16 protein-coding genes are annotated in these 16,802 nt (G+C 43.6%); 9 read left to right on the top strand and 7 right to left on the bottom strand.

Annotation, left to right across the window (positions count from 1 at the left end):
• The first annotated feature begins 163 nt into the window (after positions 1-163).
• Both A3766_RS15780 and A3766_RS15775 read left to right on the top strand, forming a co-directional pair.
• Positions 164-1,489: a PEGA domain-containing protein gene (locus A3766_RS15780; protein WP_068512485.1), complete on the top strand. Its 1,326-nt coding sequence runs from the start codon at positions 164-166 to the stop codon at positions 1,487-1,489.
• A gap of 90 nt (positions 1,490-1,579) precedes the next feature.
• Entirely contained in the window at positions 1,580-2,665 is a 1,086-nt protein-coding gene (locus A3766_RS15775; RefSeq protein WP_231872053.1) for a response regulator, read from the top strand.
• Positions 2,666-2,674: 9 nt separating this feature from the next.
• On the opposite strand, the gene A3766_RS15770 is transcribed toward A3766_RS15775, so the two are convergent.
• Positions 2,675-3,331, bottom strand: coding sequence for a nucleotidyltransferase family protein (locus tag A3766_RS15770; protein ID WP_068512482.1), 657 nt, complete (start codon positions 3,329-3,331; stop codon positions 2,675-2,677).
• A gap of 167 nt (positions 3,332-3,498) precedes the next feature.
• On the opposite strand from A3766_RS15770, the gene A3766_RS15765 reads away from it, so the two are divergent.
• The 5 genes from A3766_RS15765 to A3766_RS15745 all read left to right on the top strand — a co-directional run bounded on the left by A3766_RS15765 (position 3,499) and on the right by A3766_RS15745 (position 11,031).
• Positions 3,499-5,706, top strand: a complete 2,208-nt coding sequence (locus A3766_RS15765) for a YgiQ family radical SAM protein (RefSeq protein ID WP_082865016.1) — start codon at positions 3,499-3,501, stop codon at positions 5,704-5,706.
• 136 nt (positions 5,707-5,842) lie between these two features.
• Complete coding sequence (locus A3766_RS15760) at positions 5,843-7,408, top strand: SulP family inorganic anion transporter (protein ID WP_068512480.1); 1,566 nt, start codon at positions 5,843-5,845, stop codon at positions 7,406-7,408.
• Positions 7,409-7,448: 40 nt separating this feature from the next.
• Complete coding sequence (locus A3766_RS29725; RefSeq protein WP_068512478.1) at positions 7,449-8,102, top strand: hypothetical protein; 654 nt, start codon at positions 7,449-7,451, stop codon at positions 8,100-8,102.
• 268 nt (positions 8,103-8,370) lie between these two features.
• On the top strand, positions 8,371-10,278 hold the full coding sequence (locus tag A3766_RS15750) for an EAL domain-containing protein (protein ID WP_231872234.1): 1,908 nt from the start codon (positions 8,371-8,373) through the stop codon (positions 10,276-10,278).
• Between the two features lie 177 nt (positions 10,279-10,455).
• Positions 10,456-11,031, top strand: a complete 576-nt coding sequence (locus A3766_RS15745) for a hypothetical protein (protein WP_068512475.1) — start codon at positions 10,456-10,458, stop codon at positions 11,029-11,031.
• Here the strand turns inward: A3766_RS15745 and A3766_RS15740 are convergent.
• The 5 genes from A3766_RS15740 to A3766_RS15720 form a co-directional block, all read right to left on the bottom strand.
• Entirely contained in the window at positions 11,028-11,327 is a 300-nt protein-coding gene (locus A3766_RS15740; RefSeq protein ID WP_068512472.1) for a hypothetical protein, read from the bottom strand. The two genes, A3766_RS15745 and A3766_RS15740, sit on opposite strands and share 4 nt — an antisense overlap.
• A 104-nt stretch (positions 11,328-11,431) precedes the next feature.
• Positions 11,432-12,022 (bottom strand): SCO family protein, encoded by a 591-nt coding sequence (locus A3766_RS15735; protein WP_068553709.1) that lies wholly within the window; start codon positions 12,020-12,022, stop codon positions 11,432-11,434.
• 3 nt (positions 12,023-12,025) lie between these two features.
• Positions 12,026-12,520, bottom strand: coding sequence for a hypothetical protein (locus A3766_RS15730; RefSeq protein ID WP_068511937.1), 495 nt, complete (start codon positions 12,518-12,520; stop codon positions 12,026-12,028).
• Positions 12,513-12,947 (bottom strand): PilZ domain-containing protein, encoded by a 435-nt coding sequence (locus A3766_RS15725; RefSeq protein WP_068511419.1) that lies wholly within the window; start codon positions 12,945-12,947, stop codon positions 12,513-12,515. Before A3766_RS15725 ends, A3766_RS15730 begins: the two co-directional genes overlap by 8 nt.
• Before the next feature lie 10 nt (positions 12,948-12,957).
• Entirely contained in the window at positions 12,958-13,377 is a 420-nt protein-coding gene (locus A3766_RS15720) for a hypothetical protein (RefSeq protein ID WP_068511421.1), read from the bottom strand.
• A gap of 204 nt (positions 13,378-13,581) precedes the next feature.
• Between A3766_RS15720 and A3766_RS15715 the strand changes: the two genes are divergently transcribed.
• Together A3766_RS15715 and A3766_RS15710 are read left to right on the top strand one after the other, a co-directional pair.
• Positions 13,582-14,643 carry a 1-aminocyclopropane-1-carboxylate deaminase/D-cysteine desulfhydrase gene (locus A3766_RS15715; RefSeq protein WP_068511422.1) on the top strand — a complete coding sequence of 354 codons (1,062 nt, stop codon included), beginning with the start codon at positions 13,582-13,584 and terminating at the stop codon, positions 14,641-14,643.
• A gap of 14 nt (positions 14,644-14,657) precedes the next feature.
• Complete coding sequence (locus A3766_RS15710) at positions 14,658-15,476, top strand: sterol desaturase family protein (protein WP_068511425.1); 819 nt, start codon at positions 14,658-14,660, stop codon at positions 15,474-15,476.
• Positions 15,477-15,504: 28 nt separating this feature from the next.
• On the opposite strand, the gene A3766_RS15705 is transcribed toward A3766_RS15710, so the two are convergent.
• Positions 15,505-16,802: SDR family NAD(P)-dependent oxidoreductase (locus A3766_RS15705; protein ID WP_231882907.1), on the bottom strand; the 1,298-nt coding region annotated here is incomplete at its 5' end.

The raw sequence follows: 16,802 nt of genomic DNA, 5'->3' as shown, positions 1-16,802 counted from the left end.
TTTCTAAGCATTTTTTTCTATTTGAGTCTACACTCTAGACATAACGTAAGCGATGCGCCTTCAATACTCAAGCAACGATTAATCCAGAGTACATATTTTACACGTTAGTAAACGGAAATGTGGCGGAGCAACTCAGCTCCTATTTCTTAAGGGTAGTATATAAATGGTCGATCTTAGACCTCTTCTTTTTATAAATTTCTTAATGATTTTGCTGTTAATCATTGCGGGCACAGGGCCGGCAAATAATGAAGCAGACATTGTAAAAGCTAAAACTTCTATCGAATCCGAGCCTGACGTACCGGTAAGTGCGGGCACACCGGCTCCTCAAGAAACAACAAAAGAAGCTGAATATATTGAGCTTAGTGAAATGAGCAAACAAGTGCTTGACTCGCTAAAAAGAACTGAAGACCTTGCGTTTTCTGAAGAAGCAATTTTCGCAGATGAAGTTGAAGCTCCGGCCCCTACCCCGCCCATAAGAGAAGTTATTATCTCTGAAACGAAGAAGCCCGAAGTAATCACCTACAAAAACACAGAACAGCCCGAGCCCAAACCTGTCATTACCGGCACTTTGATTGTGCGCTCAAACGTTACCGACGATACCGTATTGGTAAACGGTAAACCTTATGGCCCAACTAAACTGGAAATGCAGCTAACACCTGGTAATTACAACATCGAAGTTGCTAAAGAAGGTTATCAGAGCTGGTTATCAAGCGTTGATATACGACGCGGAAGCACCAAAACACTAAAAGCTCAGCTTCAGCAATTTACTAAAGTTGATTACCAAAATGGTATGTGGGCAAACGATATCAAGACAGGCGAAGGAAGCTACATTCAAGAAGGCAGCTTTGAATACAACGGCTCCTTCGTTAATGGCAACTTTCATGGCATCGGCTCTGTCCGATATGCCAACGGAATGAAATACCAGGGAGAGTGGTTTGAAGGCAATATGCAAGGCCGCGGCACCCTCACCACCACAGACGGCGATACCTACATTGGTGAGCTTGATGAAAATGAGTTTAATGGTGAAGGAACCCTAACCAAAGCTACCGGTGACATCTATACAGGTTTCTGGATTGATGGCGTGCTCAATGGGCAAGGCTCTCTTACAACCAAGGGGGGCCTACTATATGTTGGCGGCTTCTCAGACAATTTATTCCACGGTAACGGTTCCCTAACCTACCCGGATGGCGGACACTACGAAGGTTCATTCTCTAACGGTATGTTCCACGGCAAGGGTGTCGAAACCTATGCGAACGGTAAAAAGTATGTCGGACAATTTATTGATGGCCTCTATCACGGTAAGGGAGAGATCCTAAACCCTAATGGAAGTAAGATCACCGGCACATTTAAAGATGGAAAGCCATTTGGCAAGGCAACGCTAACCACAGCAGAAGGCGAAGTGTTTACTGCCAGATCCAGCGAGCCTGGCGTGTGTTACCGGCAAAAGAGTTATCGAGCAACGGAGTGTCCTAAGCTAGAAGGCTGGTAATCAACGTTTGCAATTAGACACAAACGGCCAGCTACGACACGTCCATACAGAATTTTAAAGTACGAATTTGAATAGAGATTAACGAGGTATATGATGACAATTAAAAGCGCTTTATTGGTAGATGACTCCAAGGTCGCCAGGTTTGCATTGAGTAAGCTTTTAGAGAAAATCAGCCTTAAAGTCGATATGGTTAACTCCGGCGAAGAAGCCTTATCATATTTGGCGTCCAACAATAATCCTGACGTTATTTTTATGGATCAGCTCATGCCGGGTATGAACGGCGTTGACGCTACCAAAGAAATAAAAATGAATCCTGAGACATCAGAGATTCCCATTATTATGTGCACCTCAAAAAAGTCAGATGAATTCTCTGAAGATGCACGTAACTTTGGTATTTATGGTGTGCTAACCAAACCTGCTGAGTCTCAGCAAGTGGTAGAGCTTATTGAAAAGCTCACTAGCGACATAGCTAATAACACGCTACCCAAACCTGCGATTTCTATCTCTCTTAGTGATCAGGAACAGGCTCAACTTGGTAAAATCAGCAAAACTGAGCTTCCGGACGAACTTCAAGACAAACCTGCCGCAGCGCCGAGTGTCGAAGCTTCGTCTGATATCATTGAACAAGTCGCTCGATCAGCCGTAAAAGCGAATGTTAACAACCGCCTTCACGAGCTCCTATCCAGTCTATTCGACGAGCAATACGATCATGTCAAACGCATCCTGAGTGATTCAAAGCAAGAGCAGCAGGATCACTTAAAAGGCATCATGGATGAATACGTCAACGAAATTAATAAGAAAACTGAGTCCATTAAAGAGGAAGTTGCTGCAGAAGTAAGTCTGTTTTTAGGAAACCAACTCACTGAATTTAAGCAAGAGCTTCTGGATAGCAAAGCTCATACAGGCTTAGACCCTGTACAAATTGAAGAATTAAAAGAGCACCTTAGCTCTAGCCAATCTATGGACACTGAGTTTTGGCAACGCTTACAGGGTGACGCAATAAAACAAGCTCATGAAATCACGCGCGAAACTGCAGAAGACGTCGCAGCACAAACAATTGAAACCTATATCAGGCAAAACCGAGCTGCTTCCAATAAGTTTTATGGCATGGCGCTGGCGGCCAGCATAGGTGTATTCGCAGTCGGTATTGCTGTTACTGCAGGACTGTTTGGCTAAGCACTTGAATCAGCATACTGAAGTGACTGCCAAGCGTAAGCGCTCCAGGTCACTTTCAGTATCAACATCCTGAACTCGCCCGCCGAGGTAAACAGGCGTCGTTTTGTTGCGCAAGATTATGCCTTTCGCGCCGCCCTGATTTCCCGGTACAGCCAAGCCTTTTAGCTGAGGCAAATACGACCAAGGAAAGTATGCGGGCACTCCAAGACTAAGCTCCTTGTCCTCTTCTTGATATCCTGCACAAATTATTTCATTCGCTTGCTCATTAACTAAAGTACAGTATTTGCGCAAGTCACTTGTTTCTATTAAGGGCTGATCCCCAAGCAAGAACAACAGGCCATCCACGTTTTCATCTGTCAGCAGGGCTTCGCTCTCTGCAGATGATGCTGCGCTAGCAATGACCTTTCCCATTCCCTCTTGCCATGCACTCTCATGTAAAACCTTTGCAACACCAAAAGAAAGCACACTGTTAATTTCTTTGTAATTAGCGCCCAGCATCACCCAGGTTTTTGGGAAGACCTGAGACACCGTATCAAACACATGTTGCAACAAGGGTTTCCCGTGCCAATCAGCCAGCTGTTTAGGCGAACCGAAACGACTCGATTCTCCAGCTGCCAGGATCACCGCAATAATATTTTTGGCTTCGACGACTTGTTTATCACTCACATTGAGTTCCAGAATAAATTCTATTTATAGGGCTAAGGTGCCTGATAAATATAGAAATTACCACATAGAATAAGCATACCCTACGATATGTATACCAAGAAGCACTAGGCCCAAATAGAAAGACCATGTAAAATAGTCAACTATTCTTACTTAAGCAGCCGAAAACTATGCAAGCCGACACCTCTCTTTTTTCTTATCCTAAGTACTGGGCAGAATGCTTCGGTATTGCACCCTTCCTACCCATGTCTCGTGAGGAAATGGATACTCTGGGTTGGGATAGTTGCGATGTTATTATCATTTGCGGTGACGCTTACGTCGACCACCCCAGCTTTGGCATGGCGGTCATTGGTCGGCTGCTAGAGTCTCAAGGTTATCGAGTTGGAATTATTGCCCAGCCGGACTGGACATCGAAAGATGATTTTCAAAAGCTTGGTAAGCCAAATTTATTTTATGCGGTTTCTGCGGGCAACATGGACTCGATGATCAATCGTTATACAGCTGATCTGAAGATTCGCCATGACGATGCCTACACCCCAAACAACGAGGGTGGTAAGCGCCCTGACCGTGCAGTAACGGTTTATAGTCAGCGCTGTAGAGAAGCCTACAAAGATATCCCGGTTGTGATCGGTGGGATTGAAGCTAGCCTACGCCGAATCGCTCAATACGACTACTGGTCAGACAAGGTAAAACGATCGGTTCTGATGGACTCAAAAGCAGATATCCTACTTTATGGGAATGCAGAGCGAGCAATATCTGAGGTAGCCCTACGTATATCCCGAGGTGAACACCCCAAGGATATGAAAGATATCAAAGGAACAGCTTGCCTACTAAAAGAATTGCCAGAAGGCTGGAATATAAAAGATTCCTCGCGCATCGAAAAACCAAAAGCGCTTGACCCAGCGAACCACCCGTTCCAGAAAAACCCTTATCAAGAAACTGAAATAGAAGGTTCCGAGTCGACAAGTAAATGCGCCGACAATCAGCAAGTCGATAAAGCAGAGCCAATCAAAATTTTACCATTTCCAGAACAAAGCGCTGATAAAGAGAGAGAATTTATCTTACTCCCCTCTTTTGAAAAGGTTTCCAAGGACCCTGTGCTTTATGCTCACACCTCCCGAATACTGCACCTGGAAACTAATCCAGCCAATGCCCGAGCCATTGTTCAGCCTCACGATCAACGCTATGTTTGGGTAAACCCACCAGCCATTCCTCTATCGACAGATGAACTTGATAGCGTCTTCGAACACGCTTATCAGCGAGTGCCTCATCCTAGCTACGGTGATGCAAAAATTCCTGCCTACGAGATGATACGTTTCTCGGTCAATATTATGAGAGGCTGTTTTGGTGGCTGTTCATTCTGCTCGATCACAGAACATGAAGGCAGAGTAATACAGAGTCGATCAGAAGATTCCGTTATCCATGAGATTGAGCGAATCAGGGATATGACACCCGGTTTCACCGGCACCATTTCTGATCTGGGCGGACCTACTGCAAACATGTACCATCAGAATTGTCGCTCAGAGGAAATTCATGCAAGTTGTCGTCGACTGTCATGCGTCTATCCTTCAATTTGCAAAAATCTGATTACTGACCACTCGCCCACAACAAATCTATACCGACGCGCCAGAACACTACCCGGAATTAAACGCATACTTATTGCTTCCGGCTTACGCTACGACCTAGCAGTAGAAGACCCGGAATATATAAAGGAACTTGTTACACACCATGTAGGCGGCTACCTGAAAATTGCACCGGAACATACTGAGAGCGGCCCTTTATCAAAAATGATGAAACCCGGCATGGGCACTTATCATCGCTTTAAAGAACTATTTGAAAAATATTCTGCCGAAGCCGGAAAAAAGCAATACCTTATTCCTTACTTCATATCAGCTCACCCTGGCACGCGCGATGTCGATATGATGAACTTGGCATTATGGTTAAAAGAAAACGGATTTAGGGCGGATCAGGTACAAAACTTTTATCCCTCACCGATGGCTAGCGCCACCGCCATGTACCATTCCGAGAGAGATCCGCTCCACCGGATCAATTACAAGACAGAAAAGGTGTCCATTCCCAAGGGCATAAAACAGCGACGCCTACATAAAGCGTTTTTGAGATATCACGACCCGGACAACTGGCCACTGTTGCGAGAAGCGCTTAAAGCGATGGGTAAGGCTCATTTGATTGGCTATGGGAAAAAACATCTCGTTCCACCAAACCAACCAGTTAAAGGTACTAAGCAAGGTGCCAAGATGAGCCAGAATAGAAAAGCGGCTCAAAGACCAGGAAATAAGAACAAGCAGGGAAATAGAAAGAATCAAAAGGGAAAGATTCTGACCCAGCATACTGGCCTTCCTCCCCGTAAAAGTAAGTAAGAATATTTAACAGACCTAAAAGTGTGCAGCAATACTCACAAATTTGTATTGCTGCACAACAATCCCTATAATCCGCCCCCCCGTTTAAACGACATTTTAATGACCGAGAGAAGCCTTCTCTCAACCAGAGGTATTCATGTTCGAACCCCGCGCAAGCTCGCATCTCAGTATCAAGAACGACGTCCTATCCGGCTTAACCGTTGCATTGGCGCTAGTCCCTGAAGCTGTTGCATTTGCCTTTGTTGCAGGCGTGGAGCCAATTGTTGGTTTGTATGCTGCTTTCATGGTCGGACTCATTACGGCTTGTATCGGTGGTCGACCAGGAATGATTTCGGGTGCTACCGGTGCTCTTGCCGTTGTTATGGTATCGCTGGTCGCACAACACGGTGTTGAATACCTCTTTGCTACGGTAGTTTTAATGGGAATCATACAAATTGCGGCAGGCATGCTAAAACTAGGCAAGTTTATTCGCATGGTTCCCCACCCGGTTATGCTTGGCTTCGTTAACGGCCTCGCGATTGTGATTTTCCTCGCTCAACTTAGCCAGTTTGGAGAAAACAACGGCACGGGCTGGTTGCAAGGAACAGGACTAGAAGGTTCCATTATTGATATTGCCTGGCTCGAAAGTAATGCCATGATCACAATGCTTACTCTCGTTTTTGCTACCATGGCTATTATTCATTTCTTACCCAAATTAACCAAGGCGATACCTTCATCACTGGCAGCCATTGTCATTGTCTCTTTGGTCGTCATTTTCTTTGGCCTTGATACTCGAGTGGTAGGTGACGTTGCATCAATTTCCGGCTCTTTACCTAGTTTTAGCATTCCATCAGTGCCTTTCACTCTGGAGACATTGTGGATCATCTTGCCTTATTCTTTTATATTGGCAGCGATTGGCTTGATTGAATCTCTATTAACCCTCACGCTTATCGATGAAATGACACAAACTCACGGTAAAGGTAACCAAGAGTGTATCGGTCAAGGCGTGGCAAATACTGTAACGGGTTTCTTCGGTGGCATGGGTGGCTGTGCAATGATCGGCCAAAGCATGATCAACGTTAATTCAGGTGGTCGCGGCAGACTGTCCGGTATATCTGCAGGCTTATTCCTACTCTGCTTCATCTTATTTGCCGCGCCTCTGATTGAACAGATCCCCGTTGCTGCACTAGTCGGCGTTATGTTCATCGTTGTCATCGGTACCTTTGAATGGTCCAGCTTCCGAATTCTTCGAAAAGTTCCCCGCTCTGACGCTTTTGTATTAATCCTGGTATCTGGTGTCACAGTGGCAACAGACTTGGCAATTGCAGTAATCGTAGGTGTAATTGTTTCCGCGCTCGTCTTTGCCTGGGAACACGCGAAGCATGTGTATATTCACGAGAAAGAGAATGAAGAAGGTTCAACGGTCTACGAAGTAGAAGGCCCCCTGTTCTTTGGTTCAATTGCGAACTTCCTAGAGCAATTTGATGTTCAAGCGGGCAACGACGACATTATTATCGACTTCGCTCAATCCAGAGTATACGACCACTCAGGCATTGAGGCGATCGACACACTAGCCGAGCGCTACCTGAACGCAAACAAGACTTTACACATTCGCCATCTAAGCCCGGAATGTAGAAGCTTGCTTAAAAACGCCGGTGATTTGATCGAAGTCAACGTGATAGAAGATCCGAACTACCATATTGCGACAGATAAGCTAGACTAAGACTTGAATTTAGTTGCCCTTCCTAGCAGGAGCTTATCAGATGACTAGTAAAGATAAATTTGGTTTAGATAAAGTACTTAATCGCTTTAATAAAGAGTTCGAGAAGACATCCGATCATTTTAATCAATTGATTAACGATGCGTTCAAACAACTTGAAAGCTTGCAGTCTCAAGTTCAAGAGCCGATCAAGAAAGTAGTTGAAGATCTGGATAAGCTTCGCGACAAAGAAATGAACCGCTTTCAGAAGGAGTTTGACAAGCGCCTGGATGAGTTTCATGAGCTACAGTCTCAACTCCTTGAAAAAATAGGCGTCGAAGCAAAGGCTCCTGCGAAGAAAGCGGCTCCGGCTAAGAAAGCAGCTCCGGCTAAAAAAGCAGCTCCGGCTAAGAAAGCGACTCCAGCTAAGAAAGTAGCTCCGGCTAAGAAAGCGACTCCAGCTAAGAAAGCAGCTCCGGCTAAGAAAGCGACTCCAGCTAAGAAAGCAGCTCCTGCTACAAAGTCTCCGTTGAAATTGACTGCACTCAATGGTGTTGGACCAGCTTTAGAAAAGAAACTTATAGCAGCCGGTATCACATCAATCGAGCAATTGGCCAAGCCTTCAGCAAAAGATAAAAAAGCACTTGAGGAGTTCAGCAAAGTCAGAGGTTCTGACACGTGGCAAAAACAAGCTGCAGAGCTGAACAAAGCTAAATAGCCTCGTAGAAGCAATTAAACATTAGGCCATAACTCTCCTGTTATGGCCTTCCATTTACACCCAAAAATTCTCTCTATTCCCCGACCTTCCAGTTTGTTAACCCATATTTCACATTGTTTTGAAATACAATTACTTACTGTAACTATTTTGTAACGTTGTACGTCACATCGTTACAAGTCTATAACCAAGTCGTGTTTTTCATTCTTGAAAATTACCATACAATTTACTTATAACTTACACATATAACTAATTTGCTTTGGTAACTACTTTGCATAAGCCGATTCATAAAGGTCTGACATTTCTTTCAACTCTCGCGATAACTTCGCCAGTGTTAGCTGCGGTATCGGTTGAGGATACTGAAAGCTCGACAATGCTATTGAAACTCATGGCAAGTGCAGGACTGGCAGCATTGTTTGGGACACTGTGCTTCATTTTGTTCCGTCTTAATGCCCGGCTAAAAAACAACGTAAAGTCGCATGAAGCTACCGAACAACTCATGTCGAAACTAAGTAGCGCGGTAACAAATAGTGGTTCCAGTATTGTTATTACAAGCAGCTCAGGCTTGATTGAATATGTAAATGACAAGTTTTGCCAAATAACGGGCTACCAACGCGACGAAATCGTAAATAAGCCAATCGGCATTCTCAAACCAAGCTCTGAACATTGCGCAGCTGATATTTGTGCTCTCGATAGCGGCTTCCTGCAAAAACAAGATAGTTGGGAAGGTGAAATTCTTTGCTCTAAGAAAGATTCTAGCGTTTTCTGGAACACTATTACGATCTCGGCCGTCTATGATAAACATAACGAAATTAGTAGTTACGTCCTGTCCGCCGTTGACGTCACAGCCTTAAAAGAAGCTACCCAGAAAATGGAGCACTTGGCTCTTTTTGACTCCCTGACCGGTTTAGCAAACCGTCGGCTTTTTATTGATCGACTGCACCAATCCATTCTTAATGCACGACGACATCAAAAACTGACAGCGCTGTTCTTTCTCGACCTAGACCAATTTAAACGCATCAACGACACGCTGGGACACCAGGCAGGTGATCAATTACTGCTTACGGTTGCTGACCGTTTAAAATCCTGTGTTCGAAAGCAAGATACAGTTGCCCGTTTAGGGGGGGATGAATTTACCATTCTGCTTAACGATATATCCGATATCGATAAAATATCTGCCATTGCTCAAACGATCCTGGACACTCTTAAGGAACCAGTTAGGTTGGGTAAACATGAGGTGATTGTATCAACAAGTATCGGCATTACCTTAGCACCAACAGACAGCATCAATAGCGAAACGCTCATGAAGAACGCCGACCTTGCCTTATATATGGCTAAAGAGAACGGTCGAGATGGCTACCACTTCTTTACTGAAGCCTTAAACCTCCGCGCAAACAAGCTTCTGGAAATTGAAAATGAATTACGTGAAGCAATTAAAAATAACGACTTTTACCTAAACTATCAGCCTCAAATTAATCTGAAGACGGGTGAAATATCTAGCGTTGAAGCTCTGATACGCTGGGAGCATGCGACGAAGGGAGACATTTCCCCTGCTGACTTTATTCCCGTAGCCGAAGAGACCGGCTTGATCGTACAAATTGGTGAATGGGTGCTGAGAAACGCATGTAAAGAAATCATGCAATTAAATGCCCTAACTGGTCGCTCATTGAGAGTTGCAGTTAACTTATCGCCACGCCAGTTTGATGACCCGGAACTGGTAAATGTTGTTTCAAGCGCCCTCGAGCATTCAGGCCTCGCCGCAGAAAACCTGGAAATAGAAGTAACCGAAAGTATGCTAATGAATGACATTGATGCTGTCATAGCTCAACTCAATAGCATCAAATCTACTGGTTCCACTATTACCATCGATGACTTTGGTTCAGGCTACTCCTCTTTAAGTTATTTAAAGAGCCTACCTGTAGATATTCTGAAAATTGACCAGTCATTTGTTTACGATATTCCTGATGACCTCAATGCCATGGAAATCGCGTCTGCGGTCATTGCCGTTGCACATAAACTTAACCTGAAGGTCGTTGCAGAAGGCGTTGAAAATATCGACCAAAGAGACTTCTTGGTAATCAATAAATGCGACTATGCTCAAGGATACTTCTTTAGCCGGCCATTGACCTTCAAGAAAATGCATAATTTCTTCATTGAAAGTGACCTAAAGACTGCTTAAGCATCCTCTTCTTAAGTAGTCTATTGCCCCTCCCCCAGCACTAATCAAAAATGTAAAACACTGTAAATCCGCTGCACTTGTGTGAACCTGTACTCTAGCTTAACGCTACCCAATTCCATTTACATAGAATTACATGATGTATAATGTCGTCACATTTGAGAATTTGGAGACTAAACAATGCTGGTTGTTTTCATACATAGCCTTGAAATAGCATTACTTACTTTGCTCGGCACACTTGCCTTCCGCGTACATAACTTATACACAGCTGCTGGCTACGCAGAGAGCGGGCATATTGACAGAGTGATTAAGCGCTTGATGCAAGGCGATGTTGTCGATAATCAAGAGTACGAAACCAAGATGGAAAGTCTTAAAAAAGCTCAAACCTTTTCTGGCATCCAGCTGTTAGACATCAAAAGAAATTATGGTGACCTGCACCAGGAGAATCTGTCTTGGTTACGCGAAGCGATTAGCCTTTACCTGATTGGAGCAATCGATTTGATTGGCAAAGAAGCAAAGTGCGGCACTCAAAGCAGGAAAGAGATAGCGATGTTGGTATTAAAGTCTAATTTAAATTTGACGACAGAAAATGCGCTCGCCTACTACAGGGAAGCACTCTACCGAAAACTTAGTAGTGACAACGACTTAATGGTTAGAGCTGGCGCGAAGGCTGCCAAGAACTGGTCAAGCTATGACCGTATTCCTAAGGAAATGTCGTTGAGTGCACAGCTTGATGAGTGGGGAATATTTGCCTAACCGGCAAATAGCTCCCAATTCCGGCCTAAATCAACGGCCTCATTATTGACCGGTCGGTTATCTTCAATTCTCACAGCACTTATTACCGGGCGACTCCATTCACCGCCATCGCTTCGAGTCATCGAATCAAGATCAACAGATCTAACTTGATAAACTACCTGATCATACATAACTTTAGAGCGATGAGATAAGCCATATACAAAGCGGCAATAGTCCAGCTTTAAGCTATATAAGCTCTTTTCGGTTTTATTTATTTTTTGAATTAGAACGTTTTTCAGGCCGTCGGCGTAATCCATCTTTGATCCCACTTATTGTTATTGTCTATTTCAATATTTAAAAGTAACAAGATGTAACGAGTATAAAAAATAGATAGGTACTATCGCAAGTGAAAATCTAGTAATCACAGCAACTTATGAAGTAGTTCAGATATTTGCTCAGCTTGAACGTCATGATCAAGCACTCGCATTAACCTTCCTTGATCATCTAACAAATAGACAAAAGCACTATGATCAACTGTATAGCTATTGCCTTCACCTGCCTTTTCACGACCTGAACGGAAAAAAGTTCCGTAAGCTGAGCTAACCGAAGTAATTTGTTCAACACTCCCACTTAAAGGAATAATATTTGGATGGAAGAATCCGGTGTATTCTTTTAAACGCTTATCATCATCACGATGCGGATCAACCGTTATAAACAATGCGGGGACATCCTTAAAGTCTTCATGACTGCTCAATACATCTCGTATCTTTGACAAACCAACAGGGCATACATCAGGACAGTAAGTGTAGCCGAAATAAAGAATGACAGGATGGCCGCGCAATTGGCCCAGGCTAAATGCTTTACCCTCGTGCAGTAAGTCAAAGTCCCCCGCTTTAAGGTATTTAGCTTTTATATCCCGTTCTATATCTGAAGACATAAAACGCATTGCAAGCACAATAATTGCGATAGAAATGCCGACAAGAAGAATTGTGAAAGGAAGCCTATTTACCATAGCTTAGAGCCCATGCTGAGAAGTCTTAAGATCAAAATCTAAACGAATCGTTTTCCCCTGAAACTCAAAGTTGACAACTAAGCGCCATACCATCTCAGCATCGACCGTACATATTGGAATCATTCCACTTAATAAAAATTCGTTAGCCAACTCAGCTTTGGAGGATAAGAAGTGTTGCCCCATATCCATATCTCGCCCTTCAACCCAAGCAACAAGGTTTGAGAGTTCTGCTCCAGCATTGTTCATTGTATGAAACTTCAACTGGAAACGTTCTAGGGCTTTAATTTCACTAGGACTTACTTGAAGTCTAAGCTCCAAGTCATTGAATAGGTGCAAACGACAGTCATCGGCACTAATATCGCAATCGGAACTAAAATTATAATCAGGCTTTTGGTGCTCGTTGGGTGCACTTTTGTCATACAAGGCAAAAAGAATTAGGCCTAAAAAAACAAGACAAACAAGCAGCGCACCCGTCACATAATCTTTCAGCTTAGCCACCCGGGGCTCCCGCAGTCGAAGAGCTATCTAAGCTACCCTCTGTCGACGCGGCTCTGTCATTTTCGAACCTTCTCAAAATCTGTTCAATTGCAACCAGTTCATCATTAATCTTTAACTTGTCATGCTTAGAGGCAAAACTAAACTCAACACCGTAATTAAATCGGCTATGGTGCTTTTCTTTATATCGAACAAGCCCTTTAAGCAAAGGCAACTCAACTTCTACATCCTCTTTTAACAACTTTAGGGATAGAACTACTTCGTCCCCTAAGTGATAGACCTCGTCAGTCTGAATCCCCATGCCATAACGACTGAAGTCAAAAGGTACAACAGGTATCCATTCCTTTTTAAAAAGGCTTCGTTTAATGTAAACACTAGATTCCAAACGCAACCAATTATGCCGTTCTGTCCGTCGGCGCTCATTTGCCATTATTATTTTCTCATTGATTTGATAGTTGTATCTTATAGGTTACACGGCGCCCTTCGACCTTAACGCCTTCCACAGAATAAGAACTGCTAACCGGTATATTCCAACTGCCAGGAGCTCCCCCTCCCAGACTTGCCACATTTATCTGATCTATATCGCTTTCAAGATAGACTTCTTTTTCATCTTTAGACAAGACGTCGAAATATTTGTAACCATTTTCTTTTGCTATTTCAGCACAGCGCTTTAGTGCAAAGCCATGAATCGTTTCCCAACTACGATTCGCACTCTCGGTATACTCCACATAAAAAATCCCTTTCCCAGCTTTTAGATCCCTATACCCTGAATTCCCTTCTTCCGCCGCGTGATACACTGCGGCACATGCACTTAACAATACAGACAAAGCAGTAATTGCTATAAACCTTATCTTTTGCATAACAAACCTTGCCTTAATTTTACGTAAAAAGTGTCGAAAGCTAATCATTCAAGTATACAAGAACTACGAATTTTGCCCAAGCGGCCTTTAAGGTCGCAATATGTCAATAAATACCTAAAGAATAATTCTACGCTAGCGCAGCTCTAATATTTATTATCAAACACAATACTTATCAACATTAGTACAACAAACAACAATAATACGATGAACAAAGCTATTTTTGAACATTTCCCGGAACTTAAAAGTGCCTGTCCTTGCTTGAATTTTGCAGACCTTCCTGCACCTATCACAAAATTTGGAGGACCTCCTTCTAATATATGGATAAAAAGAGACGATTTAAGTCACTCAGAATACGGAGGAAATAAAGTTAGGAAGCTTGAGTTCATCCTCGCCGATGCGTTGGAAGCGAACAAGAAGCGTATTTTAACATTTGGAGCAATCGGCAGTAATCATGGCGTTGCGACCACTTATTTTGGCAGTAAGTACAAGCTTTCTACCAACATTATATTATTCGATCAGGCCATATCAGACACCGTTCTTAACAATCTTCGGCTAATGTGGGAACTTGGTGCAAAACTGGACTACAGAAAAACGATCGCTAAAACGGCTTTCCATTTTTATCAACGAAGCTTGTTTGAGAAAAGGCAGACTTATAGCTTGTTCGCAGGAGGCTCAAATGTTGTTGGCTGCCTCGGCTTCGTCAATGCTGCTTTTGAACTGAAAATGCAAATTGATGCTCAGTTAATTCCCGAACCTGACTATCTATACTGTCCTGTGGGTTCTAGCGCAACACTTGCCGGCTTGACCCTTGGCTGTAACTTACTGGGACTAAAAACCAAAGTCATTGGCGTTCGTGTCGCCCCATCGCATCTCGGCCCCATTGAAACTTGCACAGATAAAACTATTGCTAAACTGATGATGAGAACGGCTAATTATTTAAAGCATCGATCCGACAAGCTGGAAATAAAAAAAGCGCCCCAAATACACTTAAACAATTATTTTTTCGGTGATGGCTACGGTTTAAGCACCACAGCAAGTAAGGCCGCGCTCAAGCTATTTGCAGCTCATCATATAAACCTCGAATCAACCTATACAGCGAAAACTGCGGCAGCAGTACTGAGTCACGCTCAAGCCGAGAAAGATAAAACTTTTGTCTATTGGCACACGTTCAACTCTCGTGACACCAATCTGCTACCAGCTAGTTCAAAAACCTATGCACTCCCCCAAGAGCTTAAAGCACTACTGACACCCAACACGAGCCTATAAGGGACTAACGAACAATGATAGAACAACTCAACGAACTATTTGAACTGTATCAAGACCCTATGTTTTTAGCCTTTCCCGTCGCGACACTCGCCCTGAGTGTCGGTACTTTTCTTGTCGTTGCCACCCCCTGGACAATTCTTGCTTGGCTTGACCCAGATTGGGCAAAGCCCTATAAAATTCAAGACAAACCCTTCCAGGTAAGAAAATATTTCTGGCCCAATATCGCTAGAATCAGCTTCAATTCGCTGATCATGCTTGTGCTCCTCATTATCTTTTGGCCAATTCTCCGTTATAGCGATATTCACGAAGGCCCTATACCAGCTTGGTACGTCTGGGTAATTCAAATTATCTTTTTTCTTTTGTTGGATGACTTTCTTTTCTATTTAATGCATCGCTGGCTACATGAAAACAAATGGATGCTACGCAAGGTTCACTCGGTCCATCATAGAATTCACAACACCTGCGCATTAGACGGTAACTACTTTCATGTTATCGAGTTCATCTTGATCGGCAGTCTAGCCATGCTCGGCCCTATTTTACTTGGCTGCCATCTTTATGTGCTCTATGCCTGGATTATTATTAGAAATATTGAAGCCGCTGACGGCCATGCAGGCTATGACTTTCCATGGAATCCTTTGCGGTTTTTGCCTTTATATGACGGCCCGGTTTACCACGACTTTCATCATGCACGCTTTAAAGGCAACTATGCCGGGGCGCTTCATTATCTGGATAAGTATTTTGGCACGTACATAAAAGAATATTTACGCTATAAACAAGAACACAAATACCCTGGATCAGAAGTAAAAAACGAAGCACCCGACAGAATTAACTAGCTCAAAAATATCACTACTGATGACAGCCCTATAAAGGTGAGTTCGGCACAATACTTGTCAAAAGCGCCCTATCCAAGCCCATTTCGGGGTACTCTCCTTGCTCATCAGGCCATATTTGATAAAGGTAGTTATAGATCTGGGTTACTAATTCTGGCGCATATAAAGATATAGCCCCCAAAAACAGGCCCATTCCGGTAAGTTGCTTTCTGGGCTTATCTATCACCGCATCAATAAACATTTGTGCCGCATCCTCGGCGCTTACCAGGTCGGCATTTTTATATTCTTTCGTTGGCGCAACCATTTCGGTCTTAACCAAGGGGAATTTTATCGAGGTGACACTTATATCCCGGTTAGCAAACTCTGCAGCCAGCGAGTCACACAACGCATCCATAGCAGATTTGCTTGCCATATAAGGCCCAAAACGTGGCGTGACAGCCATAGTACCCATTGAAGAAGAATGAAGAATATGCCCTCCACCATTTTTGACCATGGAAGGAAGAAGCCCCAAAATCAAGCGCGAAGCCCCAAAATAATTTAACTGCATCGTTCGCTCCAAATCATGGAAACGCCCTTCAGAGCGAGAAAGAGAACGACGAATTGAGCGTCCAGCATTACTAAACAAAACATCAAGTGAAACGTACTTATCCTCTATATAGGTAACAAGCGCGTCACACTCATCAAAATGGGATAAATCACACGTATAGATGTCGATTCGTTCTGGGTCTACACCGCTGGCAATTAATGCCTCTTTACACTCATTTAGTTTATCTTGATGCCGGGCAACCAGAATAACTCGAGCACCATAACTCAGAGCCCGTTTGGCGCTCGCATAGCCAATTCCACTTGAGCCGCCTGTAATTAAAACAGTTTTATTTTTAAGGGCGAGTTCAGCCAAGTTCTCTCTGTTCTTAGCAGGGTCCAAATAGCGATTGTAGTAGTCCCATAACAGATCGACATAATCTTCAAATGCTGGGGCTCGCAAGCCCTGTTTAACTAAAAGTTTCTGTGTTGAATCTGCACTAAATTTCAGGCCTGGCATTAGTGCTGAAAAGACTGACGAAGGAATACCTAGCTTTTCGAAAAGTCCATCGAGAGCGATCTGAACTGCCTTCAATTGCTTTAGCATACCTAGTTGCTTAAACACGCCACCTTGTATACCTGAAGACCTTACAGGCAAAGAAAAGCCAACTTTTGGACCATCTGCTGCACGAAGAATTTGCGTAAAAGCTTTATGTAAAGGTAGTGACTGCGTGCCGGTCAGGTGAAAACAAGTTTGCCCCCCCAAGTCCTCAGACTGACTCAAGAGCAATATAGCTTCAACAAGGT

It is taken from the genome of Oleiphilus sp. HI0132, from assembly GCF_001635845.1.
Note: the sequence above shows the minus strand (reverse complement) of the source record. Positions and strands in the feature narration are given on the sequence as shown.

Bases quoted from the DNA above. Each gene is read 5' to 3' on its own strand.
- A3766_RS15780 (WP_068512485.1), top strand. From the start codon at position 164: ATGGTCGATCTTAGACCTCTTCTTTTTATAAATTTCTTAATGATTTTG.
- A3766_RS15775 (WP_231872053.1), top strand. From the start codon at position 1,580: ATGATGACAATTAAAAGCGCTTTATTGGTAGATGACTCCAAGGTCGCC.
- A3766_RS15765 (WP_082865016.1), top strand. From the start codon at position 3,499: ATGCAAGCCGACACCTCTCTTTTTTCTTATCCTAAGTACTGGGCAGAA.
- A3766_RS15760 (WP_068512480.1), top strand. From the start codon at position 5,843: ATGTTCGAACCCCGCGCAAGCTCGCATCTCAGTATCAAGAACGACGTC.
- A3766_RS29725 (WP_068512478.1), top strand. From the start codon at position 7,449: ATGACTAGTAAAGATAAATTTGGTTTAGATAAAGTACTTAATCGCTTT.
- A3766_RS15745 (WP_068512475.1), top strand. From the start codon at position 10,456: ATGCTGGTTGTTTTCATACATAGCCTTGAAATAGCATTACTTACTTTG.
- A3766_RS15740 (WP_068512472.1), bottom strand. From the start codon at position 11,327: ATGGATTACGCCGACGGCCTGAAAAACGTTCTAATTCAAAAAATAAAT.
- A3766_RS15735 (WP_068553709.1), bottom strand. From the start codon at position 12,022: ATGGTAAATAGGCTTCCTTTCACAATTCTTCTTGTCGGCATTTCTATC.
- A3766_RS15725 (WP_068511419.1), bottom strand. From the start codon at position 12,947: ATGGCAAATGAGCGCCGACGGACAGAACGGCATAATTGGTTGCGTTTG.
- A3766_RS15720 (WP_068511421.1), bottom strand. From the start codon at position 13,377: ATGCAAAAGATAAGGTTTATAGCAATTACTGCTTTGTCTGTATTGTTA.
- A3766_RS15715 (WP_068511422.1), top strand. From the start codon at position 13,582: ATGAACAAAGCTATTTTTGAACATTTCCCGGAACTTAAAAGTGCCTGT.
- A3766_RS15710 (WP_068511425.1), top strand. From the start codon at position 14,658: ATGATAGAACAACTCAACGAACTATTTGAACTGTATCAAGACCCTATG.